We start from the raw sequence: 26,574 nt of genomic DNA, 5'->3' as shown, positions 1-26,574 counted from the left end.
GTTGTAACGCGAAAAACCAGATGGCGACGGGACCACAGCCCTGAAAGCTGCGGCCCCGTAGCGGTCACGTTACTCGGATTTGGAAATCCAGCGGTTACGATGGATGTCGGCTGCGTTGTCGACAAAGCCCGAAATCTTCGGTGAGACAACGTTTTTGGCGACATAGTAGTAGATCGGAATAACACCGAACTCGTCCATGGCAATCGCCTCGGCCTGGTGCATCAACCCGGCCCGTTCAACCAGATCAAGCGTGGCATTGGACTGGTCCAGCAAGGCATCATATTCCGCATTGCTGTAGCGGCCATAATTGTTGTCCACGCCGGTCTTCAACAGATCAAGCATGTTGATGGGATCATTGTAATCCATCAGCCAGCCTGCCCGACCGATCTCGAAATCACCAGCCCGCAGCGCGTCATAGTGAACGGCAACCTCGGAGTTGAATAATTCAACATTGACCCCGATTTCCTTCCACATGGCGGCAACGGCCACCGCAATGCGCTGGTGGTTGTCATTGGTATTGTAACGCAATTGCAGGGTTAGCGGTGTGTCCGCGGTATAGCCTGCCGCTTCCATCAACGCCTTCGCCTCGGCCACGCGCTCGCCATAATCCTGATCAGCCCAGGCCGGATTATAGGTCTCGCCCTCATAATTGGCAGCACCCGGCGGCACCCAGCCATAGGCCGGCAATTCGCCCGTGCCCAGAATGTCCGGGCCGATCACCTTGCGGTTGATGGCAATGGACAACGCCTTGCGCACATTGACGTCCTGCAGCTTGGGATTGTCCTGGTTCATCACGTAATAATAAACGCCAAGGAACGGATCGACACGTGCCTCACCGGGATATTGCGATTCCAGCAAGCCGTACTGATCCGAGGGGAAATCCGTCATGATGTCGAATTCGCCGGAACGATACCGCTGCAAGGCGGCCTGCAGATCGTCCTGAATGTAGTAATACACTTCATCCAGCGACACATTGGCTGCATCGTAATAGGTCTCGTTTCTGACCGACTTCAAATGCGAACCCGGGAGCCACTCGACCAGTTTGAACGGACCATTGGCAACGATGTTCTCCATCTTGGTCCAGCTGTCGCCAACCTCATCGAACAGATGTGTGGGGATCGGATAGGCGGTGTAATGGGTCAGCGCCTGCAAAAAGAACGGGGTTGGATTCTCAAGGGTGATTTCGACAGTCTTCTCGTCGATTTCCTTGACGCCCAGTTCGTTAAGATCGGTGATATCACCACCATTGATCGCCGCCGCATTCTTGATCGGGTACTGCAAATAGGCGTATTCAGCAGCGGTCGCCGGATCCATAAGACGCTGGAACGCAGCAACGAAGTCATGCGCAACCACCGGCTCGCCATCGCTCCAGACGGCATCATCGCGCAGCTTGAATGTGTAGACCAGGCCATCCTCGGAAACCGTATAGGACGCTGCCTGGCCCAGAATGGCCTCGGCATTCTCGTCTTCGGTCATCAGGCCTTCGAGATAATCGCCAACGACACGGTTTTCCCAGTCACCGGAAACCTTGTGTGGATCGATTGACCCCGGTTCGCCGCCATTATGCATATGCAGGGTTGCCGCCGACGCAGCGCCCCCGAGTGCCAGGCTGAATGCCCCGGCAAGGGCAATCGCCTTAAGGGCCGGTATGAATTTCATGTTGTCCCGTCTCCTCTGAATGAGAATTTTTGCCCGGGGTGAAAGCCCCCCGGGGGTCCTCCTTATGGCCAGCAAGAATTGACCCGCTGGTCAAGATTTCTAAAGCCTAGCCTCGCCGTTAACGTCTTGGCAAGAGGCTTTACGTTTACGTTCACCTGACAGATGCTGACAGAAGGTTCTGTGGGTAAAACACTGGATAACCAGCAGCCGCAAAAGCGCATTAAACCAGCCGCTTCCTTTACGGATGCGGCTGGCATTTGCGTTCTTTCCGGTATTTTAAATGGTGATCAGGCGCGCTCAACGAGCGCTGCAACACCCATGCCACCTGCCGTACAAACCGAGATCAGAGCCCGCTCGGCGTCGGTCGTGCCAAGCAGTTTGGCGGTTGTACCCAGAATGCGCGCACCAGTGGCGGCAAATGGATGGCCATAGGCAAGGCTCGACCCTTTGACATTGATTTTGTCAGGATCGATCTTGCCCATCACCTTGTCGCGTCCAAGGACGTCTCGACAGTATTTGCGATCGGTCCAGGCTTTAAGGGTGCACAAAACCTGCGCGGCAAAAGCTTCATGGATTTCGAACAGATCGATTTCCTCAAAACCCAGCCCCGCGCGGTTCAGCATGTCCGAAACCGCAATTGTCGGCGCCATCAACAGCCCATCGCCAGCCGCAAAATTATTGGCCGCTACCTGTCCCATGGTCAAAAAGCCAAGGATGGGCAGACCACGTTCGTTCGCCCACTCTTCGCTGGCCAGCAAGACTGCAGAAGCACCATCGGTCAGCGGTGTGGAATTGGCAGCGGTCAGCGTGCCATGGCCCGACTTGCGGTCAAAGGCGGGTTTCATCTCCGCCATTTTGGCAAGGCTTGTATCGGTCCGGATATTGTTGTCGCGCACGATCCCGGCGGCAGGCACCACCAGATCATCATGAAAACCCTCATCATAGGCCTGTGCCGCATTCTGATGGCTTTTGAGCGCCAGTTTGTCCTGTGCCGCGCGGGTAATACCCCATTCACGCGCCATCAATTCGCAATGCTGCCCCATGGAAAGCCCGGTGCGCGGCTCGTTGACATTGGGTGCCTGCGGCACGACCTCGCCAAAACTGAAGCCCTTGAACGCCCCGAGCTTTTCCCCGAACGAACGCGCCCGGGAAAGATTGATCATCCGCTTGGCAAATTTCGCGCCGAAGACGATTGGGGAATCTGAAATCGAATCCGCCCCCGCAGCAATCCCGCTCTCAATCTCACCCGAGGCAATCTTGGCGCCCAGCGTCAAAGCAGCCTGCAGGCTGGTGCCGCACGCGATCTGGATTGTCGTGCCGGGTGTGAAGGGCGAGAATCCGGCATTGAGCGTTGCCTCCCGCGCCAGATTGAAATCCTTGGCATGGTTGAGCACCGCTCCCGCCATCACCTCGTCGATCTTTTCACCACGCAGACCATATTTGTCCGCCAGCCCGCCAAGCGCGGCGGTCAGCATCGACATATTGGTTTCGTCCGCATAGCCGGTATAGGCACGGCAGAACGGGATGCGGGCACCCCCGACGATTGCGACTCTGCGCATCTCTTTGGCCATCTCGTCTCTCCCTTATACCTTGCCGTCGCGCCGGGCTTTCAACGGCCCGCCGAGGAAAGGTGCAAACCCGGTGCCAAAAATCACCCCGATATCGGCGAGGTCCACATTGGCAACAATGCCCTCGGCCACGCATTTCTCGCATTCATCGACCAGTGGCTGCACCAGCTCCCGGCCCAGCCCGGCGAGATCAGCATGCGCGGGTGTCTCACCCTTTTGCGCCTTGCCTTTTTCCCAGACGTAAAAGCCCTCGCCAGTCTTGCGCCCCAGCTTTTTGGCCGCCAGTAATTTGGCAAATTGCGTGTCGTCGGCCACCGGATGTCCGAGCTCTTCAGCAACCGATTTGCCGACATCGAGCCCAACCGTATCCATCAGTTCAATCGGCCCCATCGGCATGCCGAAGGCGAGCGCTGCCGCATCGATCACTTCCTTGGCTTCGCCCTTTTCCACGCGCTCAACAGCGCCCAGCATATAGGGCATCAAAACCCGGTTCACGAGGAAGCCGGTTTCGGATTTGACGATCACCGGCGACTTGCCAATGGCCAGCGCAAAACTAGCGCCAAGCGCTGCCGCCTCATCGGAATTGTATTTGGAGCGGATCACCTCAACCAGCGGCAATTGCGCCACCGGATTGAAGAAATGCAGCCCGATCAGGCGTGACTTGTCCTTCAAAACACTGGCGATTTTTTCCAGTTCGATTGACGATGTATTGGTCGCCAAAATCGCACCGGGCTTCATACTTGCTTCGGCATTTTTGAAAATCGTCTGCTTGATCTCGAGCTTTTCAACCACCGCTTCAATGATCACATCGGCCCGGGCAATGCCCTTGCCTTCAACATCGGCCTCCAGCCGCGCCATAGCCGCCTTGACCGCCTGTGGCTTTTTCAGCCGCTTCTGGAACAGTTTCTTCGCCCGCTGCAGCGCCGGACTGATCCGGTCCATATCAAGATCCTGCAGTGTCACCGACAGACCGCGCAAGGCACACCAGGCCGCAATATCGCCGCCCATCACCCCGCCGCCAATCACATGGACCCGCGCAAAGGATGGTTTCTTGGCCCCGCGCAGCCCCTGCTTTTTCAGCCCCTCGGACAAGAAGAATACCCGGCGCAGATTGGCTGAGGTGTCAGACAGAAGAAGCGGGGTGAACCGCTCGATCTCGCCATTGGACATCGCCAGCCAGTCATCGCCATGCTCTTCAAACAAATCGATCAGCGAGAATGGCGCCGGATAATGTTCAGGCCGTGCTTTCTTGGCTGCTTCTTCGCGCATTTTCTTGGCAATCATGCCGCGGATCGGCGCTTTCGCCATCACCGATTTGAGGAATGGTGCCGGTTTCGACTGGCGCTTCTGCATCACCGCCTTGCGCGCTTCCCAGCGCAGCTGGTCGCGATGGCTGACCAGTTTGTCGACGAGGTTCATGCCGCGCGCCGCGCCGGCCCGCAAATAGCGACCGGTCAGCATGATCTGCATGGCATCAACCGGCCCCGCCTGCCGGATCGAGCGACCCGTGCCGCCAAAGCCGGGGAAAATCCCCAGTTTGACTTCGGGGAAGCCAATGCGGGTTTTCTCGTCATTGACCGCGATGCGGTAATGACAGGCCAGCGCCAGTTCCAGCCCGCCACCGAGACAAAAGCCCTGCACACCCACAACCACAGGTGCCTTGAGCTTTTCGATCTGCCGGAACAGGGCATGGGTCTGTTCCAGCGCCTTGGGCAACACCGCATAATCGGCCATGTCGTCGAATTCGGTCACATCGGCTCCGGCGATGAACCCACTCGGCTTTGAAGACAGCAATACAATGCCCGCCAACTCATCGGAGGCAATCAGATCCTCGAACCGGTCAACCAGCTGCTTGAGTTCTGTCAGACTTTCACGGCTGAGCACATTGACCGGGGCTTTCGGGGTATCAATGGTCAACCAGCCGATTTTCTCGAAATCGATCTCGAACGTCCAATGCTTGGTCTTGGGCATGGTCAGCTTGCGGGGCTGGGCTTTAGCCATCAACCACTCCTCCTCAAAAGCGTATCGCTATTTAGATGTTGAACGTACTGCAGCGGATTTGGATGCACCAGCTTTACGCGCAGCGGGCTTTTTTGTCGCCGGTTTCCCGGGCGCGGAAGCCTTGACTGCCGCCTTCTTCGCCGGTGCAGTCTTGGCCGGTGCCGCCTTGGTCCGTGCAGGTTTGGCACTGGCCGCCGGCTTTGCCGGCACTCTGCGCGACAAACCACCCAACTCGCCCGGCGCAAAATCATCCACCTTGATCGCCTCATCTGTAGCGAGATCCGCCGCGCGTAACTGTCTCGCTTCTTCAGCCGTCAACACGTCAGCTGCGACAGCGTCATCAATCGCGTCCCGATCAAGGCGGCGGTCAATAACGCCCTTTTTCAGAGCACGGATAAAGCGTTTCTCGATTTCCTCAACCGCCACAACCTTGACTAAAGCATCCTCCAGAAGGCCGGTACTGTCATCAGGATCCATTGTCGTATAGATCCCGGTTGTTAGCCGGTCACGGAATTCTGAAGGCTGCAACACCGATTTGGCCAGACGGAAATTCTCGCGATCGGTCGAGCCTGACGCGCGGGCACCCAGCGGAAACACCAGAAAGCGCATCAGCACAGCCAGAACGGGATTGGGGAAATTGTTGAACACCTCGATGAAGCTTTTCTCGATGGCCACAATCCGGTCACGGGCAATGGCATCCACCACCGCCGCGTCTTCTTCCAGCCGCCCCTCATCCTCATAGCGTTTGAGCACGGCGGAGAGCAGGTAAAGATCGGAAAGGATATCGGCCATCCGTCCGGAAATACGCTGTTTGCGCTTCAAATCGCCACCCAGAAACGCCACGGTCCAATCGCCCACCAGCGCAAAACTCTGCGCATAGCGGTGCAATTGGCGAAACCAGATCGCCATGTGATGGTCGACGGGCGACGAGGCGAACTTGCCGAAGGTAAGCGCATGCCAGAACGAACCGGTAACATTGCCGAGCATGAATTTCACATGGCCGGAAAAGGCTGAATCAAAACTATTGAGACCGGCACGCTTGTCCGCGTTCTGCGCCGCCTCAATCTCCTTGTAGAGATAAGGATGGGCCCGCAGCGTACCTTGCGCGAAGGTAATCAGCGTACGGGTGAGAATATTGGCGCCTTCAACGGTAATCGCCACCGGCACATTGGCATAGCCAGAGAACAGATAGTTCGAGGGACCATCCTGAATGGCCCGGCCACCATGAATATCCATCGCGTCATTGACCCGGTCACGCATGGCTTCCGTGGTGCGATATTTCAGCAGCGCCGAAATAACCGATGGCTTTTGGCCCTCGTCCACCATGGATGCGGTCAGGGCGCGGGACGCCTCAAACGTATAGGCGGATTTGACCAGGCGCCCAAGCGGCTCGGCAACGCCTTCCATAAGACCGATGGGAATGCCGAACTGGCGGCGGATGCGCGCATAAGCCGACGTGGTGCGCAATGCATGCTTGATCGAGACCGTGCCGATGGCCGGCAACGAGATGGCGCGCCCGGTCGAGAGGCACTCCATCAGCATGCGCCAGCCCTGCCCGGCATATTCGGTACCGCCAATCAGGAAATCCATCGGCACAAAAACCTTGTCGCCTTTGGTCGGCCCGTTCATGAAAGCGGAATGAGCTGGATAATGCCGGCGGCCGATTTCAACCCCCGGGAAATCAGCGGGCACCAGCGCCAGCGTGATGCCGACATCTTCGCCCTTGCCCAAGTGATTGTCGGGATCAAACAGATTGACCGCGAGGCCCAATAGCGTCGCCACCGGGGCCAGCGTGATATAGCGCTTGTCCCAGCTCAGCTCGACGCCGAGCACTTTCTTGCCCTTGTAGGTACCGTATTTCACAACGCCCACATCGCGCATGCTGGCCGCATCCGAGCCCGCATGCGGGCCGGTCAGCGCGAAACAGGGCACTTCCTTGCCTGTCGCCAGCCGCCGCAGATATTGATCCTTTTGCGCCTCGGTGCCGTATTTTTCCAGCAATTCACCTGGCCCGAGCGAGTTGGGCACCATCACCGTAATACCGGCGGCAACAGAACGGCTGGCCACTTTGGAGACCACCATCGATTGCGCCTGCGCCGAAAATCCAAGACCGCCATATTTCTTGGCGATCAGCATGCCCAAAAAGCCCTTGTCCTTCAAAAACTGCCAGACCTCGGGGGACATGTCAGCGCGGCTGCGCGTGTCCCAATCATCGATCATCTTGCAGACTTCTTCAGTCGGCCCGTCGAGAAACGCCTGCTCTTCCTTGGTCAGCGTTAGCTTGCGCACGCCCAAAAGATTGCCCCAGACCGGGCGGCCCGAAAACAGATCAGCGTCCCAGCCCACCGTGCCCGCATCCAGCGCTTCCTGTTCGGTGCGGCTGACACGCGGCAAGATCGACTTGACCATTTTATAGGCAGGTCCGGTGATCACGGTCCGGCGGACCGGTGCCAGTGTGAACACACCCAGCACAACGCCGGGCAACAAAGCCCAGAACCAGCCGCCGCCACCCGTCACCAACTGACCGAGCACGCCGAGTGCAAGGGCTGCGACAGCCCATTGCCACAGGGGTGACAAGCGCAAGGCGAGAACAAAGAAAACAATCAGTCCAAGGACGATGAGAAACAGGGACATTTGGGCCTCTCTCAATATGGTCGTGCAAACCCGCACAATAGCGGTCCGCCAACATCTGCTGTGCCTAGCATAGTGCGCTATACGTTAACGTCAACCAGACGCCTATTAAGTCAATATATGCCGGTCGGGGAATCATGCAAGGATGCCCGTCAAGCATGTCATATCCGGCAAACCCTAAAAAGTGGCCAACGACCTGCCAGTTCTGAACTATCCATAGGGCACCAGATTGACGCTTACGTAAATTGGTGGGATGATTGATCTGTATGAACGCGTAAAGCGTCGGGAGGAATAGATTGACCAAGGCGGAAGATAAAAAAACTGCTGGCACGAAGGCCGCGACCGATAAAAAAGCACCGGTAAAAAGGGCCACCACCTCTAAAAAAGCAGCGTCACCCAAACCGGCATCGACATCAAAAGCTGCAAGCGCGACAAAAGCGGCAGCCAAAAAACCGTCTGTAAAAAAGCCGGCCACAAAAAAGCCCGCCGCCAGCAAGTCAACGCGCAAGGCCGCACCAAAAACCCACACCCGTCCCTGGATAGACCATTATCCCGACAACATCTCCTGGGAATGCAAGCTCGATCAGACACCGATATTTGAGCGTGTTCTGAACGCCTGCGACCAGCATGGTGACAAGATCGCCCTCGATTTTCTCGGCGCGGAAACCAGTTTCAAAAGCTTTGGCGAACAGATCCGCGCCTTTGCCGGTGCCCTGCAGGCGGAATTCGGCGTCAAGAAGGGGACCCGCGTTGCCCTGATGCTGCCCAATACCCCCTATTATCCGATTGCCTATTATGCCGTGCACATGGCGGGCGGCATCGTGGTCAATTGCAACCCGCTCTATTCTCTTAACGAACTGCATCACATCGTCGACGACGCCGGTGCGGAACTGATGATTACCCTCGATCTCAAGCAGATTTTTGAAAAGGCGGAAGCGCTGAGCAACGAGGGACCGATCAAGAAAGTTATTGTCTGCAAGTTCACCAGTGCCCTGCCAATGGTGAAATCGCTCCTGTTCCGTTTAGCCAAACGGGGCGATATCGCCAACACCATCCACTCGCCCATCGCCAGCAGTATTTCAGATTTTGGTTCAATGGTCGCAAAGGGCCATAAACCCAAGCCGGTGAAGGTCGATTTCCAGAAAGATGTCGCCGTACAACAATATACCGGCGGCACAACGGGCATCCCGAAAGGCGCAATGCTCAGCCACGCCAATATTGCCGCCAATGTTGACCAGATCGATGCATGGGGCTGCGGCCTGTTCTACCCGCCCACCAAAGTGGTCGCTGTACTCCCCTTCTTCCATATCTTTGCGATGACGGTTTGCATGAACGTGCCGCTGGTCAATGGCGCAGGCGTGGTCATGCTCCCCCGGTTCGACGTGAAGTCGCTGCTGGACCTGCTGGTGCGCACCAAGGCGAATGTCCTGCCCGCCGTGCCCACCCTCACCCACGCTCTGGCCACCGCAAGACAAACCCGCAAGGAACACCTCAAAAATCTGGAGGTTATCATCTCTGGCGGTGCGGCATTGCCTGAGGAAACCCGCAAAGAATTCGCCACTGTCGCCGACGCCCTTCTGGCTGAAGGCTATGGCCTGACCGAATGCTCGCCAGTCGTTTGCTGTTCCGCGCTGCGCGTGCCCTCAAAGCACATGTCCATTGGGCAGCCGATACCGGGCACCGATGTGCGTTTTGCCGATATTGAACATCCGGACAAACCGGTAGCCCAGGGCGAACGCGGCGAATTGCAGATCAAGGGTCCGCAGGTCATGCTCGGCTATTTCAACAATCCGGAAGCCTCCGAATCTGCCTTTGTCGACGGTTGGTTCCGCACCGGCGATGTCGGCTATGTCGACGAGGAAGGTTACGTATTCCTTGTGGACCGCATCAAGGACCTGATCATCTCCTCGGGGTTCAACATCTATCCACGTACCATCGAGGAAGCGATCTACAAATTTCCCGCCGTGGATGAATGTAACGTTATTGGTGTCGAGGACGAGTATCGCGGGGAGGCCCCGATAGCCTTCGTCAAGCTCAAACCCGGCATGGAAGCCAGTGCGCCGGAAATTACAAAATTCCTCAGCGGGCAGATTTCCAAACTGGAAATGCCGCGCGATATCATCTTTAAGGACGAACTACCCAAAACCCTCGTCGGCAAGCTTTCCAAAAATGAGCTGCGCGAGGAATATGCAAAAATGAAAGAGTCGAAAAAGTGAACCGGCCCGACCCCGAAAGCCATGACCTCTATGCAATTGCCGATCTCGCCCGGGAGTTCGACATATCGACAAGAGCCATACGCTTTTACGAATCCAAAGGCCTGCTCAGACCAGAGCGGGTCGGGGGCACCCGCGTGTTCCGCCGCCGTGACCGTGCCCGGCTGATCCTTATCCTGCGCGGCAAGCGGCTGGGCTTCAGTCTCAAGGACATCCACGAATACCTTTCCCTTTACGACGCCGACCGCACCCACACCGCCCAGGTGGCCAAGCTGGTGGAAATGGTCGATGCGCGCATGGAACTTCTGGCCGGTCAGCTCGAAGACCTGAAAACGACGATGGCTGAACTCACAGAAATCCGGAAGCTGGCCGCTGAACGGCTTGGCCGCGAAGCCGCAAATACCTGAGCATTTATTGCATCAGCGACCGACTATTCATCCGGCTCGATATGGATTTCCTTGAGCTTTTTGATCCCCAGAATGTCGAGCGCCAGATTCTCGTAAAAAGTCTCGCTCTTGCCGCTTCTGACCTTGCCGAGAAAATATTTCTCGAATCCGATCTTGGCGAGATGCACCCATTTGCCCTGTGAGGACCAGTTGACATTGCGCGGTGGAATTTGCGGCTGCGCCACAAAGGCAATTCCCTCGTCGCCAAAATCGGCAAGGCAAACCGCATTCCAGGTCGCCACAGCCTGAGGTTCTTCGCCCCGCAACAGCGCGCCGATATTTTCAGCCGTCGCTGTGACCATCGATTCAATCATGAACCCGGTCTTGGGCACCCCAACCGGCAGGGCAGTTTTGCCGACCGGCGGAATGGCGACGCAAACCCCGATCCCGAACACATTGGGGAAGGCGGCATTGCGCTGATATTTGTCGATGGTGATGAAACCGCGCGGATTGGTCAGCCCCTCAATGCCGAGCACCGCCGCAACCCCGCGGAACGCTGGCAGCAGCATGGCATAGTTGAACGCCAGATCGTGTTCGGCCTTGACCGTACCATCCTCGTTGAGCTGTTCCACATGCATGGTTTCCGGATCGACATTGGTCACGCGCGCATTGGTGATCCATTTGATATGCCGCTCGCGCATGGCGCTTTCCAGCAATCCCTTGGTATCCCCCACCCCATCGAGCCCGAGATGGCCGACATAGGGCTCCGGCGAGACATAGGTGATGGGCACCTGATCGCGAATGCCGGCCCGCCGCAGCGCGGTATCAAGCATGAAAGCAAATTCATATGCCGGCCCGAAACAGGAAGCGCCCTGCACGGCACCGATCACCACCGGCCCCGGCTTTTTCACCAATTGGTCAAACGCCTTTTTGGCTTCCACCGCATGATCCACATGACAAACAGACTGGGTATTGGCCGCAGGCCCGAGACCCGGTACTTCATCAAAGGCCAGATCCGGTCCGGTCGAGATGATCAGATAGTCATATTCGAGAACATCACCGCCGTTCAGCTCCACCTGGTTCTTGTCCGGACGAACCCTTTTGGCCCCCTCGGTACGCAAGCCGATATTATGCTGCCTGAAGATATCCGTCAGATCGACACTGGTATCCTTGCGGTCGCGCCAGCCGATGGCCACCCAGGGGTTGGACGGCACAAAAGAGTAAACCGCGCCCAGATTGACAACCGTCAGCGTGTCCTCTGGGCGCATTTTCGCCTTCATCTCATAGGCCATGATGACCCCGCCGAGACCCGCGCCAATAATGACAATATGCGACATGCTTTTCTCCTTTTTTGTTTAGAAAAGGCTAAAATACATGTCCTTTATGCGCCCGATCGGCGAACCACACCTTGACCGGGATCAATTGCCGCACAGGTTTGCGGCTACACACCTAGGCCGGCTGGGCCCGCTTTTCGTGCGCCGCTGTCACAATGGCTTCGACAATTTTCTCCTCGGGGGTCTTTGACTTGACGATGACCAGATTGACCCGTGGATCGGGCGTCACCATTTCTGTAGCGGTCAGCACGATCACCGGCTTGTTCCACTCAGGGGGAATACCATCAAGAACGCTCAACCCGTCGCCGTCCGGCAACTGAATGTCGATAATCACCAGATCAAAGGATTCCGCCGCCAGATGCTTCCGGCCATCGGCAAGTGTGGGCGCATTGACCAAAAGCATCTCGTCCTTGAGCGCCGCCGACAGAAAGGCACTGAAATCGAGATCATCTTCGATATGCAATGCGCGCAATCCGTCAAAATCATCGCGGGCCACCAGCTTTACCGCTGCACCTTCGTCAATCAGTGGCAGATCGACCCAGAATGTCGCCCCTTCTCCCTCGACACTCTCATAGTCGATGGCACCGCCCATGCGTTCCACCATCTGCTTGGAAATGTGCAATCCAAGCCCGGTGCCACCTTCCTGCCGTGTCGCAGACCCATCCGCCTGAGAGAACGGCTCGAAAATGGATCCGTGAAAACTGGCGGGGATACCACTGCCATTATCGCTGATCGAGATACGCGCCGTGTTTCCGTTGCGCGTCAGGCTCACCTGCACCCGCCCGCCCTGGGGCGAAAACTTTGTGGCGTTTGACAACAGGTTCGTCAGAACCTGCTGAAATCTGGCCTGGTCGATATTTGCCACCAGTGGCTCATCCGGCAGGTTCAGGTCATAAGTGACATCAAACTGCTCGGCATATCCCTGATTGGCTTCCACGATCTGGCGCACTTCATCGCCGAGGTTTTCGTGTTTCATTTCGAACCGCACCTTGCCGGCCGTCAGCTTCTCCATATCGAGAATATCGTTGATCAAAAGGATCAGGCGCTCACTGTTCTTATGGGCAATATTGAGCAGTCGCATCACTTTCTCAGGCACATCATTGGCCATCGCCCCCACGATCAGGCCAAGGGAGCCACGAATGGACGTCAAGGGCGTGCGCAACTCATGGCTGACACTGGAAATGAACTCGCTCTTGAGCCGATCCATTTCCTTGCGGTGCGTGATATCCTGTATCTGCGAGATGAAATAGGCGGGGTTGCCATCCTCATCGCGGGCAATAGAGACGCTGAGCAATCCCCAGATAGCATGGCCATCCTTGTGAATATAACGCTTCTCAAGCTGATAGGTCTCGATTTTGCCGTCTATCAGTTCGTTCACAAGGGCCAGATCGGTTTCCAGGTCATCCGGATGCGTAAGGGTCCGGAAATCGGATTGCAGCAATTCATCATGCGTATAGCCAATGAACTTGCAAAGCGCGTCATTGACCTTCAGCCAGCGCCCATGCAGGTCAAGCAGTGCCATGCCGATAGGCGCATTCTCAATGGCCGAGCGGAAACGTTCCTCGCTGGCGCGCACAGCAGATTCGGCAACTTTCAGATCGGTAATGTCGGTCTGGGTACCCACCAGCCGCAGCGCCTTGCCTTTGCTGTCCCGCGCAGTAACGCTGGCATCCGACCTCAGCCAGATCCAGCTGCCATTGGTATGTTTTATTCGGTATTCCGTCTCTGAACGCTCGGCCCGGCCCTCAAGACAGGCCTGGTCTGCCTTCTGAATATACGGCAGATCCTGCTCATGCACCCGGCTCTGCCACTCTACCTGCGGGTTCGCATCAGAATCCGGCTGAAGACCAAGCATCTGCCACCACGTGTCGGAAACAATCGATGCCCCTGTGGTCAAGTCAATATCGAACACGCCGATATTGGCGCCCTTTAGCGCTGTGCTCCAGCGTTCCTCAGCTTCTTCGAGGGCAATGGTGACCTGCCGGTGCAGACTGACATCGCGAACGATTGCCGTATATCGGCTCTCGCCGGTTTCCGTCTTCCAGCTATTCAATTGCAAGTCGACAAACAGCTCGGCCCCATCAAGGCGCCGCGCAGCCAATGCGCCCTGATGGCCGCTGGCGGGCGCCCGCCCTGTCAGTTTCTGCAACAGGTGTGGACCACGCTCTCCATCCGCCTGCCCCAGCAATTGGTCAATGCTTGTGTCGTTAAAACCAACCCCCTGATAGCCGAAGATCTGTTCGGCAGCCTTGTTCGCGGTCAACACCCGCCCCTGCGCATCAAACAGCAAAATCGCAACAACCGCCGTATCGACAATCGAGCTTGTCTGCTCTTCGCGCGCAGCGATCTCGCGGGTTTTTTGTTCCACAATGCGCCTGATCGCATTTTCGCGCCGCGCAAAGGACTGAAGGTAGATGCCGAAAAGCGCCGACAGCAACAATCCACCCGACAACACCAAGGTGGCCTCATTCGTGCCAACGCTCGCCTCGAAGCCCGGCGTACTTGTCCAGACGATCGTCCATTGTTCGCCAAATTCATCGAGGGTTTTCTCAACCGAGAACCGCGCATCAACATCCGGTTCTGCAACCCCGGTGCTCGAATAAATCAATTGGTCCGGGTCAGCGCTTGGCCCATCATAAACACTCAGGTTGAGCCCCACGCCCTGACTGACAGTGAGATTGTTCATAAACCGGTTACTGATAAACGGCGCATAAACCCAACCGCGGAACGCAGCCTGGCGCTGTTCTACGGTGCCGGTCAACCGGTTAGCCGCATAGACCGGGCGCAACAACAAGAACCCCGCATTTTTCTCTGAATCCTGCACGAGAAATATACGTTTTGTAATCGTCGGCTCGCCGGTATCGCGCGCGCGCGCTGCCGCGTTGTAACGGTTGCTTTCAAAAGCGATATTCAGCCCGACCGCCTGCCTGTTCTGTGCAAGCGGTTCAATGTAGCGAATGATAAAATTCGCCGGAGCCGGCGTATCAGGATGGATGACAAGGTCCTCAACACCATCGGCCAGCGCTTCCCTGGCGAAATCATCCAGCCGCCCCGCAGTCACCTGCTCGATAAAGCCGATACCATTGATGCCCGGCAAGGTTTCTTCGACATCAAGCACCTCGACATAGGCGCGCCATTCCTGGAGGGTCACATGCTCGGATGCCCCAATCAGCCCGGCCATGCCATCCAGCCCCTGGGTGTAGGATTGAATGCGGTAGCTCAATGCCCGTTCGCTATCTTCAGCTATAGCTGCGAACGCAGCCTGATTGCGGGAGAACGAAATCTCACTGGAGACCTTCCAGGCGTAAAAGGTCACGCCCACCGGGATCAGCAAGGCAACCAGAGAAGCCGTTTGCAAACCTGCAAGAGAACGTCCCGACCATTGTACGTCCCAGGGGCGCCAGGGGCTGAACAAGGCAATCGGCAGGAAAACCGCGATGCCGACAAGATCACCGGTCCACCAGGTGAGCCAGTTGTCGACGATGGCCGTCTGAGGCAACACGCCTGCTACAAAAAGCGTCGACACACCGACCGAAGCCGCAATAACTGCAGGAACCGGCCCCGCCAGCAACGCAAACACAACGATATCTGCCACTTTTTTCAACGCAACCGGAACGCCAAAAATTCGGCGGAGCACCAACGCCGCAAACAACGCCTGCAAAGTTGATCCCGATGCAATGGCCAAGGCGATTGCCAGCGCACCTGCATTCAAGCCGTCGGATCCAACAGCTCCGCTGACATAGGCATTAAGCAGAAATGAGCCAACAAACACACCCGATGCCAACCCCCCGCCGAAGAACAGCAAGCCAGCCACAGCGATGCCTGAAGCCGGCCAGACCGTGGTGGCATAGCCAGGCGGCACAGCCAATTGCAAACCCAGCCAGCCAAACGCAACATAAAGGACAGCCAGCAGCAGGGACAAACTGGCGACCCTGATCGCATTGTGCCGCGCGGGTTTCAAATCTTGCAGGTTATTATTCACGATCCGCGACCTTTACCTGGTTCCGGCCATTGCGTTTTGCGGCGTAAAGCGCTTCATCTGCGCGCCGTACCATGCTTTCCGTCGAAACCGCGTCCAGATCGTTGCAGATCCCCACACTCAGCGTCACCGAATAGGGCCCGCTTTCAGAATCAAAAACGATGTTGCCGAACCCTGTGCGAATTTTTTCCATCACTCGGAAGGCATCCTCCACCGGCGTGTCCAGCAGCAATATGGCAAATTCTTCGCCACCATACCGGGCAACCACATCAGTGCGGCGCAAGGCACCGGCAAGAGAATGGGCCAGCGTCTGCAAAACCCGGTCACCTGCCTGATGACCATAAGTGTCATTCACGCGTTTGAAGTGATCGAGATCGAGCAGGCAAACTGCCAGCGGCGACTGCGTGCGCCTTGAACGCTCAAACTCTGCCGCAAGACGATCCTTGAAACGGGCATGGTTGAGCAATCCCGTGAGGCTGTCACGCTCCATCACCTGGCGAAGGGCCTGCGCCCGCTCGGCACGAATGCCAACAAGGCCGGCGAGATTCTCCAGATTGACCGGCTTGACGATAAAATCGTCGCCACCCACCTTGCGGGCCATATGCTGCCGTTCGGGATCCCGTTCAGCCGAAAGAAAGACAATCGGCAAGGAAAGATGTTGCCGCGACTGGCGGATAACCCTGGCTATCTCCAGCCCGCTCGCGCCCGGCATTTGCAAGTCCATCAACACCAGATCCGGCATCACCTGACCAACGGCTTCGGTCGCCAGGGTCGCATCCGTGACAACATGCACATGCATGCCCGCCGCCTCCAGCGTCAGCGCATAGGTTTCTGCCGCCAGTTCGTCATCGTCCACGATCAGGATGGTATAGGCTTCTTTTTCGGCGTCATCAAAATCGGCCAGCCAGGCACCAAGATCCACGAGATCAAGCGGGGACCAGAGCACCGCCTCCACTCCGGCCCGTGCGGCCTGCAATCTGAAATCAAAGTCCCGGTTTTCTGCGATCAACACGATACGGTGCTTCTGCGCCAGCGACCGGGTGAGAACAAGATCCGGATCCATCGCAATATTCATGATGACAGCGACACAATCCTCGGGCGGCTCAGCGAAACGACCATCCACAACGTGATAGCCCAATCCTGAAAGCTTCTTGCTCAGATCCCCCAACACGGCATCGGCGTCAATAACCGAGACAGTCCTGATGCGGGTATCGGCCACAACCAGCGCCTCTCCAGGTTCATGCCTGCTCGTTTCGTTGTCATGCTCTGCGGTACGCGGCAATGCCATCGACAGTCTCCTGACTAATCGGAACCCTCTTGTGTTCCTGCGGCGGCCACCAAGGGAGCAGTCACCTGTTTGATATGTTCAACAAGGGCCATCGTCGCTTTCGCGACGGCGTCAGGCATGGCCCTGGCGGTGATCAGGTCTTCGACCTGCATTGCGGGTTGCGTCAACTCGTTAAGGCCAAAGACACCAGCGCCACCTGCGAGCCGGTGCGCAATGTGGTGAATTTCAGCAAAAGCCGGCTCAGGCGCTGACACATCCAGATCCATAATCAGCACGCTTAATCTTTCGGCCTCTGCGCAGGTGCGCAGTGCAAATTTTTCCTTAAGCAGCGCATGCCGGGCAGAAAAGGCGGCCTCTGTCGCGCTCATTGTGCGCCCTCCTGATATTCAACGCCAATATCGCCGCCCACCTGCCAACGGGTCGAAACCCATCTCGGGTCATCGCCGCTAATCTGGAGTTGAAACCGGGTGGGCGCCGCAAAATATCCATCAACGCGAATATAGGCACCGGACTCGGAAATATTGCGCACACTGCAATCAAGGACCGTGTTCAGCCCGTTGATAATGATCTTACCCTTTTTCAGCACGCGGAAGCGCTGCTCGGCGCGGCGCTTCTGCTCCCGCAGGTCATCCCCTGACAAGGGAGGCAGATCATCCTGGCGCCGGTCTTCTTCCGGGTTTCCTGGCATCGCGTCAGGCTTCATGCCTTCCATCGCCGCATTGATCACTTCTTGCGGATCATCACCGTCTTCCGGGAAACAAGCCGAGCCGATCGCTACCGAAACATCAATACGGGAGCCTTCGTAGTCTGCTGTAAACCTGGATTTCTCCATAAGGCGCTGCTGCACATCCGCAATAGCCTCAGGTGCCATCACGCGCTCAAAAACACATGCAAGATCATATGATCCCAAATGACCGATAAAGCCGTCATCCAGGCGCACGTCACCAAGGCGGCTGGCAAAATCGCGAAATACCCGTTCGGAGGCCGCATGCCCCACCCGCATCCGCAACTCGGTCAGATTTCTGACCCGGATAGTGAAAAGGGTAAAGCCGTTGCCTGACTGGCTCGCCGCAATCTCATCAAGCCGCGCCCGGACATAGGAGCTCGAATATAAACCCGTCAGGCTGTCCTGACGCTGGTGACGCCGCAAACGTTCGGTTTCCCGCTGACGTGCCTGTTCGGCTTCGCGCTGGGCAATCGCCCCGCGAATGGCCAAAATCAATTCCTTGGGGTCGAGATTGCGCTTGGAAATATAATCGCTGAAACCGATGCGAAACGCTTTGGTTGCCGTGCGCTCGCTGCCTTGCCCTGTCAACATGACGATAGGCGGCGCATCTGCATATTTTTGCTTGATCGCCTGTCCAAGCGCCAGCCCGGTCTGGTTGCCCATATCATAATCCAGCACGATGCAGGACAGGTCCTGTGAATCAAGGGCACGGAACAACTCTTCGTCATTCTCCAGCGGGACGGCACGCATGCCACCATGCTGTGCTAGAATAGCGGTAACATGTTCGAGAAAAAGTGGATCGTCGTCCACAACAGCAATGCGCTTCCCATCCATGTTTTCAAATCCCTGACGAACAGATGCCAAACAACAAACGTTAGTGGCTACTTATAAACTGAAGGTTCATGCTCGCTGCAAAATCGAGACAGGGTTAACCAGGGATAAATCCACCCCCCTCCCGCGATCTCAGGCTTTTTTTCGCTCGGATACGTGCGCGCATCACAACCGGCGCATTTTGGTTTTCCCATTGACGAGCATCCGCTTAGCAAACAGTGTATCTGGCACCAAGGGGATTTTCCCGTCACCAGACCACCAAGAGCACAACCCATGCCTGAGACACTTCAAAAACTGCTTTATGTCGAAGATGACGAAAGCATTGCCGAAATCGTCTTGATGACCTTGCAGGATTTGGGCGGCTTCGAGGTCAAACATTGTAGCAGTGGCCAACAGGCGCTGGACACCATTGTTGCCTACGCCCCGCAGCTGGTGCTGATGGACGTGATGATGCCCGGCATGGACGGACCGGAAACCCTCAACCGGATTCGCCAACTCCCGGATATGCAGAATTTGCCCGTCATTTTCATGACCGCCAAAGCCCAGACCCATGAACAGCAGACCTATCTCGGGCTGGGTGCCATCGGCGTTATCGTCAAGCCTTTCGACCCGATGACATTGACCGATCATGTAAACGAATTATGGGCCAAGGCCGGCGCGCGCGACAAGTAGCGGGCCTCTTACGGCCAACCCCACAAAATCCTGCCTAGCTTTTTTCCGGCTGCGCGCTGGCCAGATCAACAGACTTCCTGGGTGAACGTACGCGGCTCTCACGCAAGGCCCCGATCTCTTCGAGTATCGGATAGGCTGCCGACGCAAGATGTGCATTCAGACGCTTCAGGTCGCGCAGTATATCGAGATGGAGCGCGCTCGTATCAAGCGTTTCAGAACGCTGGTCTTCAACACGGGCCAAATGACGCTCAGCGGAACGTGCCTCCAAATGCCTTATATCAACCTTTGCGGCGATAAGTTGATGCGCCAGTTCAGGTGCCCGGGTAAAAAAAACGGACTGGGCCAGCTGCATATTGACGATAGTTTTGCGATACATCTCGGTAATCTCGGCCAGCCCCTCGCTTGAAAAACGCACCTGACGCTGCACTTTCTTGACCGCCATCCGCATCAGGTCACGATCGATAATGTCGCCTATATGCTCAAGATTGATCGCATAGGACGTGATCTCGCTACAGCGTTTCCGGTCTTCTTCGCCCAGTTCGGTCCGTTTAAGTTTGGCAAGATAGAGTTTGACCCCGTGCTGACGCGCATCCACGGCATCATCCAGTTGGGCGATTGCCTCCGAGGCGGTTGTATCGCCCTGCTCCAGCGCTCTCAGATTGCGCTCCAGCATCTCCCGCACCAGGTCTCCGACACGCAGCGTCTCCCGTGCAGCACCTGCCAGTGCCAATGCCGGCGTCTCCAGCACCCCTTCATCAAGATAGTTGATGTCATGCTCGGCGTCTTCCGCAGCTGGCACCAACAGGGCCGCAAGCCCGGCAATCATACCCAGCAAGGGCAAGAACACGACCAGCAAAAGGATATTGAAACCCAGATGCGTCGCGATCGTCAAATGCGATGAATTGGTCAGGACCATCAGCAATCCCTCGGCGATCAACGGCGCGCACAAAACAAACGCCAGCGCCCCCAGCGCCCTTACCAGCAGATTGCTCACGGCCAGACGCTGCGCGGCAACACCCTCGCGCGCCACAGCCAGCAAAGGCGGGATGGCACCCCCCAGATTTGCACCCCCGACCAAAACCACCGCCAAAGTTGCATCGATCAACCCCGACTGGGCCAAAAGGGCAATCAGCAGGACGACAGCGAGACTGGATGAAGCCAGAAAGGCCAGCCCCATGGCGAAAGCCAGCGCAAAAACCGGCGCGTCGCTCATGCCCTGCAATACCGTTGCGATGACCTCAGAGGAGCGCAAGGGATCGGTCACACCTGCCAGCAGCTGCAAGGCCAGCAACATCAACCCAAGCCCCAGCAGGGCGCGACCAACGCCGCGTCCGCGTGTCTGCTTGCTCCGCGAATAGGTAATGACACCGACAAGGATCAGCGCGGGCGATAGCCAGTGGAGATCAAACGACAGAATGACCGCGGCAATCGCGGTGCCCACATTCGCCCCCAGCATGACCGCCTGTGCCATCCGCGGATTGATGATTTCACGCGCCGTAAAAGATGCGGTAATCACAGCCGTTGCGGTACTCGACTGTACCGCAAGCGTCGCCATCAGCCCCGATAGAGCCGACGTGAAACGATTGCCGGTACCCTTGGCAATCCATAAGCGCAAGCTGGAACCAAACGCACGCAGAATGCCTGTCTTGATCAATCGCAGGCCCCAGATAATCAGCGCGCCAGCACCAAGCAGGTCTATCAGATGAACCGTCGATTCCATTCCCGGACAACCCTTCCCCAATGCCGGTCGACCACTAGGTGTCGCAAACGGCAAAATCATATTGCACAGCTGTGCAAAATTTGGAATTTATAGTACTGTCTGCGAATTGCAACCGTCATCGCGTAAACGGGGCCCGCAACGACCGTGCGGGGATATACAGGCAAAAAACAGAGAGTTATTGAAAACAGACACCCACCCGTCTATTTCCAACAGAACAGAATTCATGCACACAAGCATGCAAAGGTTGTCGCAGGAGGATTTATTGATGACTGAACCTAGTCGCAATCGATCCTATGTCAGCGCGCAACGGGTTGCCGAACGCGCCGGCGTCTCCCGCTCCGCCGTTTCACGCACATTTACCGACGGCGCCAGCGTTTCCGAGACCACCCGCATCAAGGTGCTCAAGGCCGCCGAAGAACTGGGCTATCATGTCAATCATCTGGCACGCGGCCTGATCAACGAGCAAAGCAATATCGTTTGCATCGTCGCAGCCGACATGGCGCACCCGTTCCAGTCCCGCATGCTGGAATTACTCACGGACAAGCTGCAAATACTCGAAAAAGTATCGCTGGTTATCAACACTGGCGGCGAAAGCGAAAGTGTCTCCAATGCCCTGCGCCAGACCCTGCATTATCGCGCCGACGCAACCGTCGTCCTCTCTGGCAGCCCGGCAATCTCCCTGATCGACACCTGTTTGGCCAATGGCCAGAACGTCATTCTGATCAATCGCAATGAACAGTTCGAGGGCGTCAAAAAAGTCATCGTCAACAACGATGCTGCCGGCAAGGAAGCCTTTGCACTATTGCGTCGGGCCGGGTGCAAACGTCTGGCGATTATTTCCTCACAAGCCGGCACCTCGAGCCTCGTCGGACGTGAGGATGCGTTCCTTAATGCGGCCCGGGCCGGCGGCATTGAGGCAACGGTAACGCGGGCGGGACCCACCACTTACCAATCCGGCATTGATGCCGCGCGTCTGCTGTTAAGCCGCAGCGAGCGCCCCGACGCCGCATTTTGCGTAACTGATCTGCTGGCCTTGGGATTTATGGATGCCGCAAGGCACGAGTTCGGACTGTCAATTCCTCAAGATCTTTGCGTCATCGGGTTCGATGACATCGAACAGGCGGGTTGGGAATCGTACAATCTGACAACCTTCAAGCAACCCGTCGAACAAATGGCCGACCACATTGTCAGCTTGCTCACCGACGTGAATGCTTTAACGCCGCAAGAGGAAATCAAGGTGTTTGAGGTTCAACCTGTCTGGCGGCGCTCGGTGCGGCCGCGATAGGCGTCGCCCGTACAGTTTTCGCCGCGGTATCGATCACGAAATTCATGGCAGGCGCGCTTTCAAGCGTGCGCTGCATCATCCCTGCAAACTTGGCTAGATCACTCTGCACACTGCCCGCAGGCCAATCTCCATTTTCATAAGCTGCTGCCAGCGCCGCATAAGCTGCCAACCGCTCCGGCCCGACACCAGCAAGCACAGGGTCCCCGGCCATTATCAGACGGTGGAAATCGATCAACACCGCTTCAAACGACAGATCAGGCAAATTGGCCGCCAGCGGCTCCCTGTTGACCGACCTGGCCAGATCGGCATAGTCCAGAGCTGCCGGGACATTGGCGAACTGATGAACATCAGCCAGCGAGAACTCAGCCGCAAGGATTGCAAAGCCCTCCGGCCAGTCGCGCGACAGATATTTTCCCCGGACGCGCTTTGAAAGGTGAAACGCCAGAAATTCCTTATAGGAATGCACGGGAATATCCCCGTCATCGGCAGTGCCCCTCTCTGCCTGATAGCGCGCGCCTATCGCAGGCGGCAAAGGCAACGCACCAAGCGGCACGGTCTCGATATGTAATTGCCCATCGGTCAGTGTGACGACCTTGAACCCCCCGGGAAACCCCACCGGCGATGGCACAGCCACATTGACCAGAAAATCACCATCCTCGTGAAAACACCCGGTATTGTTCACGTGCCAATGCCCGCTGAAATGCGCCCCGATGCCCGCCCCAGCGAATGCCCTCATCACCTCAGGGTTCGGCATTTCGCGCTTTTTGCCGCCTTCTTGATGGTCAAACCGGAAAGCCGGCTCATGCGTGCCATTGACCACATCCACTATCGGATAATGCGAAAAGGTCAGCAATTGCTTGCCCAGACGCCGCGCGCGATCCGCCACATCTTTTACCCAGTCCAGCAAATAGGGGCGGCTGGCCAGCACGGCGTTCCAGCCTTCACCGCTCCTGTCGGCGGAAACTACACCGGCTTCCGCGACGTAAACATTGGCGTCGAGCGACAGAACCCAGAGCCCCTCAACAGGTTCCACCAGATAAGACGCATCGGTAATGCGTAGGGGTGGCATGTCACTGCCTGCCGCAATTTCATACCACCGCCCCGCAAGCGCGTCATCGAAACCAAAAGGGCTTTCCCAGTGCACATCGCCCGGCGTGCGGAAATATCCAAGGCTGACATTACGATCAAGCGCGTCGGCATACCCCACGCAATACATGTCCTCAAGCACCACGTTTTGCCGGGCATGTTTGCTGGTGGCTGCATTGCTGGCGACCAGGTCAAAGCTACCATCAGCATTGGCGAAACGCTTGGCGAGATGACAGCCATCTTCGGCGAATTGATCATGATTGCCCGGCGTCGCGAAAAACCGCATCCCATATCGCTGGGCATATTCCTGCAGCAGTGCATCAACAGCACGCCAGTTTGCCCGCTGTCCGTCATCGGTCAGATCGCCGGCCAAAACCACGAGACGAATGCCCCGTGCCGCAATCTCATCGAGCACAGAGCGGAACGCCAGTTCGCTTTCATTGAACACACGCGTGGACGCGAGCGTATCAGCCAAAGTTCGCACAAATTCAGGGGCTTCCTGCGCCCGAGACCGGCCAAAATACACATCATGAAAATGTGGATCCGCGATCACCGCAACACGTTTGCTTGCCATCAAGGGCCTCCTGGAACGCGCCGGTTTGTGCGCGATCCTGTGTCAGAATTCAAGAAGCATTGGCCCGGGTAGGCTCATCATGGCCGATATATTCGATCCATTTTGATGCCTGCAGCGCGGCATTGACCAACATGGGCTTCGGCGCCTCAATCCATTCATCCGGCCGCAGCTGGCGCTGAACCCGGACATGCTGCAAAGCGTCGTCAAGCGTTGGATATTTGTCGGGCATGCTTTGATGCAAAAACAAGCCCGCGAGCGCCACCGAGCGACTGCGTCCGCCCCGGCAGTTTACCAAGACATTGCCACGCTCGCGCCGTGGGTAGCTGGCGCGTTCAGGCAACTCCTGATTGAGCGCACTGCGCAGCAAATAATACCCTGCCAGCATCATCGTCTCGGGGTTCCCATGACCATCAACAAGACCCAGCTTGTAATACCGAACGGCGCCCGCCCCGTTCGGAACCGCATTCTCACCGGGTTCGCGCTGATCATCTTCATCGCGCACGAAATTGAAATCGAGGTTCACCGCACAATTCACAACCGTTGTAATACCATGCTCCCGCAAAAGATCGAGATTGCTCGCCCCCTTACTGCCCGCGATATAGAGCGAAACACCGTAAGGCGTCACATTCTCCTCGATCAGGCTGATATCTGGACGCTCATATCTTGGGATTGGATGGCTCAATACTTCTCTCCACTCTCGTAAAACTGTTGGTGATTCACTCATCAGGTACAGGCGGCTTGCGCGTCTTTTATCCCGCCACCGGCACTGAACTTCTAGGCTTCGCCGTATCCCGGTCACTCTCGACATGCATCGCAATGCCCGAAGCGATGCAGAGATCTTCTGCAATTGCAGGGACCGCTGCGAGCACAGGCCCGCCGTTCAACAAACCGCCATTCTCAAGAAACGGCACCACAACGCCACCAGCTTCCTGCACCAGCAACAAACCTGCAAGGCAATCCCAGGCATGCATGTGCAATTCGAGATAGGCATCAGAGCGCCCATCGGCCACGAATGCCAATCCCAAGGCCCCGGATGCAGAGCGGCGCACATTGGCTCCCCGTTCCAGTATATTGGTCAAAACATCGATATAAGTGCCCAACGGCCGACGGTTGGACCAGCCAAGTTCAACACATGCCGCCGAATATTCATCCGTTTTGGCGACTTGCAATTGCACCTCATTGCGCCACGCCCCCCGGCCACGCCGGGCGAAATACAGTTCATTCAGGCTTGGGTTGTTGATCGCACCCAGCACCACCTGCCCATCAACCACAAAAGCAATCGAAATGCAGAAATGCGGTATATCACGGGCAAAATTGGCAGTGCCATCAATCGGATCAACCACCCAGACATTGCCGGTTACGTCGCCACCAATGCCGGTTTCCTCACCCAGAAACCCGTCTTCGGGAAACACTTCCGCAATACGCGCCTTGATGTGACGCTCCACAGCAGAATCGGTCTCGGTCAGAAAATCTTGCGGACCTTTCATGCCGATCGACGAACCGTCCCGGCGGGCAAACCCCTCCATGGCCACTTGCCCCGCGCTCAATGCCATCTCCCGGCACAGCTTGGCGCGCAGCTCCATTCCGGCCTGATCTATGGTCCGGTTATGTGCCGTACTTGCGGTCATTATTCGGTCTCCGTTCGTATCAAAAATGCTAGTTGCACAGCTGTGCAATTTGGTCAATAGATTCCGCGACTATCGCGGCCATCCGCCGCTTCCTCTCAGCCCGGGATACGGGGGATCACGCTGTCATCGCGACCTTGTCGCGCCGCTCTGAAATGCGATTTGCAACGCGCATTAATGTGGGATAATTCGCGCCGTGCCCCAGGGCGACATAGCCGGGGCACATGAAGTTGGGACTGCCTGCCGCCACCTTGCCAAGTGTCAGCGGCTTGTAACTGCCTCCCGCCTTCTCAAGAATGAGAATAGAGGCCGTCACATCCCAGGGGTTAACCCCGAACCCCGCCGCCGCATCCGACCAGCCGGCAGCAATATGGCAGATACTCAATGCCGCGCTGCCCGGACGCCGCAGCGTCGAGAACGTATTGGCCAGCTCCCCGAAATCCTCAAGCGATTGTTGCCGTCCATCAAGGCGGAAATCGCGTGCCACCGGATAGCCAGTGATCAGCGTCGCCCGTGTTTCCTCCGCGGCAGCTTTCGAACGCATCGGCTTGCCATTGAGATAAGCGCCGCCCAAATCGGCTGAGAACATGTTGTTTGCCACCGGGTCATAAACAACCCCGGCAACGATCTCGCCTTCAAACACCGCCCCGATAGAGACACACCAAAAAGCCAAACCGCTGGCAAAGTTCGATGTGCCGTCAATCGGATCAACATACCAGTGCACCGGGCCCTCACCGGTCTTGCCGCCCTCTTCCCCCATAAAGGTTGAATCCGGCACATGCGACAAAAGGAATTCGCGCAGCTTGACCTCCGTCTGCTGGTCATGGACCGTCACCAGATCATGCAGGTCAACCTTGTAGTCAATCTTCATTTCCGACCGGAACGCCTGCAACAGCGCGGCCCGAACCTCAAGCGCGGCATCCTGCGCAATCAGGCGCAATTCCGTGCTCGATTGGTTACGGGAACCGGGCGTGCGAAAGCGGCTGAACATGCGG

The 26,574-nt window shown here is 57.0% G+C and carries 18 protein-coding genes; 4 read left to right on the top strand and 14 right to left on the bottom strand.

The window, feature by feature from the left end:
• Positions 1-69: 69 nt before the first annotated feature.
• The 4 genes from L1P08_RS13715 to L1P08_RS13700 form a co-directional block, all read right to left on the bottom strand.
• On the bottom strand, positions 70-1,659 hold the full coding sequence (locus L1P08_RS13715; RefSeq protein ID WP_303617557.1) for a peptide ABC transporter substrate-binding protein: 1,590 nt from the start codon (positions 1,657-1,659) through the stop codon (positions 70-72).
• 287 nt (positions 1,660-1,946) lie between these two features.
• Positions 1,947-3,230 (bottom strand): acetyl-CoA C-acetyltransferase, encoded by a 1,284-nt coding sequence (locus tag L1P08_RS13710; RefSeq protein ID WP_303617556.1) that lies wholly within the window; start codon positions 3,228-3,230, stop codon positions 1,947-1,949.
• Positions 3,231-3,242: 12 nt separating this feature from the next.
• Complete coding sequence (locus L1P08_RS13705) at positions 3,243-5,228, bottom strand: 3-hydroxyacyl-CoA dehydrogenase NAD-binding domain-containing protein (RefSeq protein WP_303617555.1); 1,986 nt, start codon at positions 5,226-5,228, stop codon at positions 3,243-3,245.
• A 27-nt stretch (positions 5,229-5,255) separates the two neighbouring features.
• On the bottom strand, positions 5,256-7,862 hold the full coding sequence (locus L1P08_RS13700; RefSeq protein WP_303617554.1) for an acyl-CoA dehydrogenase: 2,607 nt from the start codon (positions 7,860-7,862) through the stop codon (positions 5,256-5,258).
• A 293-nt stretch (positions 7,863-8,155) separates the two neighbouring features.
• Between L1P08_RS13700 and L1P08_RS13695 the strand changes: the two genes are divergently transcribed.
• Complete coding sequence (locus L1P08_RS13695; protein WP_303617553.1) at positions 8,156-10,075, top strand: long-chain-fatty-acid--CoA ligase; 1,920 nt, start codon at positions 8,156-8,158, stop codon at positions 10,073-10,075.
• Positions 10,072-10,479, top strand: coding sequence for a MerR family transcriptional regulator (locus L1P08_RS13690; protein WP_303617552.1), 408 nt, complete (start codon positions 10,072-10,074; stop codon positions 10,477-10,479). Before L1P08_RS13695 ends, L1P08_RS13690 begins: the two co-directional genes overlap by 4 nt.
• A 23-nt stretch (positions 10,480-10,502) precedes the next feature.
• Here L1P08_RS13690 and L1P08_RS13685 read toward each other — a convergent pair whose 3' ends face one another.
• The 5 genes from L1P08_RS13685 to L1P08_RS13665 form a co-directional block, all read right to left on the bottom strand.
• The gene (locus L1P08_RS13685; protein WP_303617551.1) at positions 10,503-11,795 is read right to left on the bottom strand and encodes an NAD(P)/FAD-dependent oxidoreductase; all 1,293 of its coding nucleotides are present in this window, start codon (positions 11,793-11,795) and stop codon (positions 10,503-10,505) included.
• A gap of 112 nt (positions 11,796-11,907) precedes the next feature.
• Positions 11,908-15,774: a PAS domain S-box protein gene (locus tag L1P08_RS13680; protein ID WP_303617550.1), complete on the bottom strand. Its 3,867-nt coding sequence runs from the start codon at positions 15,772-15,774 to the stop codon at positions 11,908-11,910.
• Entirely contained in the window at positions 15,767-17,059 is a 1,293-nt protein-coding gene (locus L1P08_RS13675) for a GGDEF domain-containing protein (RefSeq protein WP_303617549.1), read from the bottom strand. Before L1P08_RS13675 ends, L1P08_RS13680 begins: the two co-directional genes overlap by 8 nt.
• A gap of 14 nt (positions 17,060-17,073) precedes the next feature.
• Positions 17,074-17,427 carry an Hpt domain-containing protein gene (locus L1P08_RS13670; RefSeq protein WP_303617548.1) on the bottom strand — a complete coding sequence of 118 codons (354 nt, stop codon included), beginning with the start codon at positions 17,425-17,427 and terminating at the stop codon, positions 17,074-17,076.
• The gene (locus L1P08_RS13665) at positions 17,424-18,620 is read right to left on the bottom strand and encodes a GGDEF domain-containing response regulator (RefSeq protein ID WP_303617547.1); all 1,197 of its coding nucleotides are present in this window, start codon (positions 18,618-18,620) and stop codon (positions 17,424-17,426) included. The genes L1P08_RS13670 and L1P08_RS13665 overlap by 4 nt, the downstream gene beginning before the upstream one ends.
• A 270-nt stretch (positions 18,621-18,890) precedes the next feature.
• Here L1P08_RS13665 and L1P08_RS13660 point away from each other — a divergent pair, with 270 nt between their 5' ends.
• Positions 18,891-19,289 (top strand): response regulator, encoded by a 399-nt coding sequence (locus L1P08_RS13660; RefSeq protein ID WP_303617546.1) that lies wholly within the window; start codon positions 18,891-18,893, stop codon positions 19,287-19,289.
• Positions 19,290-19,323: 34 nt separating this feature from the next.
• Here the strand turns inward: L1P08_RS13660 and L1P08_RS13655 are convergent, their stop codons facing one another.
• Entirely contained in the window at positions 19,324-21,009 is a 1,686-nt protein-coding gene (locus L1P08_RS13655) for a Na/Pi cotransporter family protein (RefSeq protein WP_303617545.1), read from the bottom strand.
• 265 nt (positions 21,010-21,274) lie between these two features.
• Here L1P08_RS13655 and L1P08_RS13650 point away from each other — a divergent pair, with 265 nt between their 5' ends.
• The gene (locus L1P08_RS13650) at positions 21,275-22,294 is read left to right on the top strand and encodes a LacI family DNA-binding transcriptional regulator (RefSeq protein WP_303617544.1); all 1,020 of its coding nucleotides are present in this window, start codon (positions 21,275-21,277) and stop codon (positions 22,292-22,294) included.
• Here L1P08_RS13650 and L1P08_RS13645 read toward each other — a convergent pair.
• The 4 genes from L1P08_RS13645 to L1P08_RS13630 all read right to left on the bottom strand — a co-directional run bounded on the left by L1P08_RS13645 (position 22,242) and on the right by L1P08_RS13630 (position 26,570).
• Positions 22,242-23,954, bottom strand: a complete 1,713-nt coding sequence (locus L1P08_RS13645; RefSeq protein ID WP_303617543.1) for a metallophosphoesterase family protein — start codon at positions 23,952-23,954, stop codon at positions 22,242-22,244. The genes L1P08_RS13650 and L1P08_RS13645 overlap by 53 nt on opposite strands.
• A 49-nt stretch (positions 23,955-24,003) precedes the next feature.
• Complete coding sequence (locus L1P08_RS13640; RefSeq protein ID WP_303617542.1) at positions 24,004-24,678, bottom strand: dual specificity protein phosphatase family protein; 675 nt, start codon at positions 24,676-24,678, stop codon at positions 24,004-24,006.
• A 25-nt stretch (positions 24,679-24,703) separates the two neighbouring features.
• Complete coding sequence (locus L1P08_RS13635; protein WP_303617541.1) at positions 24,704-25,582, bottom strand: inositol monophosphatase family protein; 879 nt, start codon at positions 25,580-25,582, stop codon at positions 24,704-24,706.
• Between the two features lie 115 nt (positions 25,583-25,697).
• Entirely contained in the window at positions 25,698-26,570 is an 873-nt protein-coding gene (locus tag L1P08_RS13630; protein ID WP_303619577.1) for an inositol monophosphatase family protein, read from the bottom strand.
• Positions 26,571-26,574 lie beyond the last annotated feature (4 nt).

This window comes from Mariluticola halotolerans, from assembly GCF_021611515.1.
Taxonomy (GTDB): Bacteria; Pseudomonadota; Alphaproteobacteria; order Rhizobiales; family Devosiaceae; genus Mariluticola; species Mariluticola halotolerans.
Note: the sequence above shows the minus strand (reverse complement) of the source record. Positions and strands in the feature narration are given on the sequence as shown.

Excerpts from the sequence above, each read along its gene's own strand:
- L1P08_RS13645 (WP_303617543.1), bottom strand. The coding sequence starts at position 23,954 with ATGGCAAGCAAACGTGTTGCGGTGATCGCGGATCCACATTTTCATGAT.
- L1P08_RS13715 (WP_303617557.1), bottom strand. The coding sequence starts at position 1,659 with ATGAAATTCATACCGGCCCTTAAGGCGATTGCCCTTGCCGGGGCATTC.
- L1P08_RS13705 (WP_303617555.1), bottom strand. The coding sequence starts at position 5,228 with ATGGCTAAAGCCCAGCCCCGCAAGCTGACCATGCCCAAGACCAAGCAT.
- L1P08_RS13670 (WP_303617548.1), bottom strand. The coding sequence starts at position 17,427 with ATGAGCGCGACAGAGGCCGCCTTTTCTGCCCGGCATGCGCTGCTTAAG.
- L1P08_RS13660 (WP_303617546.1), top strand. The coding sequence starts at position 18,891 with ATGCCTGAGACACTTCAAAAACTGCTTTATGTCGAAGATGACGAAAGC.
- L1P08_RS13685 (WP_303617551.1), bottom strand. The coding sequence starts at position 11,795 with ATGTCGCATATTGTCATTATTGGCGCGGGTCTCGGCGGGGTCATCATG.
- L1P08_RS13635 (WP_303617541.1), bottom strand. The coding sequence starts at position 25,582 with ATGACCGCAAGTACGGCACATAACCGGACCATAGATCAGGCCGGAATG.
- L1P08_RS13700 (WP_303617554.1), bottom strand. The coding sequence starts at position 7,862 with ATGTCCCTGTTTCTCATCGTCCTTGGACTGATTGTTTTCTTTGTTCTC.
- L1P08_RS13710 (WP_303617556.1), bottom strand. The coding sequence starts at position 3,230 with ATGGCCAAAGAGATGCGCAGAGTCGCAATCGTCGGGGGTGCCCGCATC.
- L1P08_RS13630 (WP_303619577.1), bottom strand. The coding sequence starts at position 26,570 with ATGTTCAGCCGCTTTCGCACGCCCGGTTCCCGTAACCAATCGAGCACG.
- L1P08_RS13640 (WP_303617542.1), bottom strand. The coding sequence starts at position 24,678 with ATGAGTGAATCACCAACAGTTTTACGAGAGTGGAGAGAAGTATTGAGC.
- L1P08_RS13650 (WP_303617544.1), top strand. The coding sequence starts at position 21,275 with ATGACTGAACCTAGTCGCAATCGATCCTATGTCAGCGCGCAACGGGTT.
- L1P08_RS13655 (WP_303617545.1), bottom strand. The coding sequence starts at position 21,009 with ATGGAATCGACGGTTCATCTGATAGACCTGCTTGGTGCTGGCGCGCTG.
- L1P08_RS13675 (WP_303617549.1), bottom strand. The coding sequence starts at position 17,059 with ATGGCATTGCCGCGTACCGCAGAGCATGACAACGAAACGAGCAGGCAT.
- L1P08_RS13665 (WP_303617547.1), bottom strand. The coding sequence starts at position 18,620 with ATGGATGGGAAGCGCATTGCTGTTGTGGACGACGATCCACTTTTTCTC.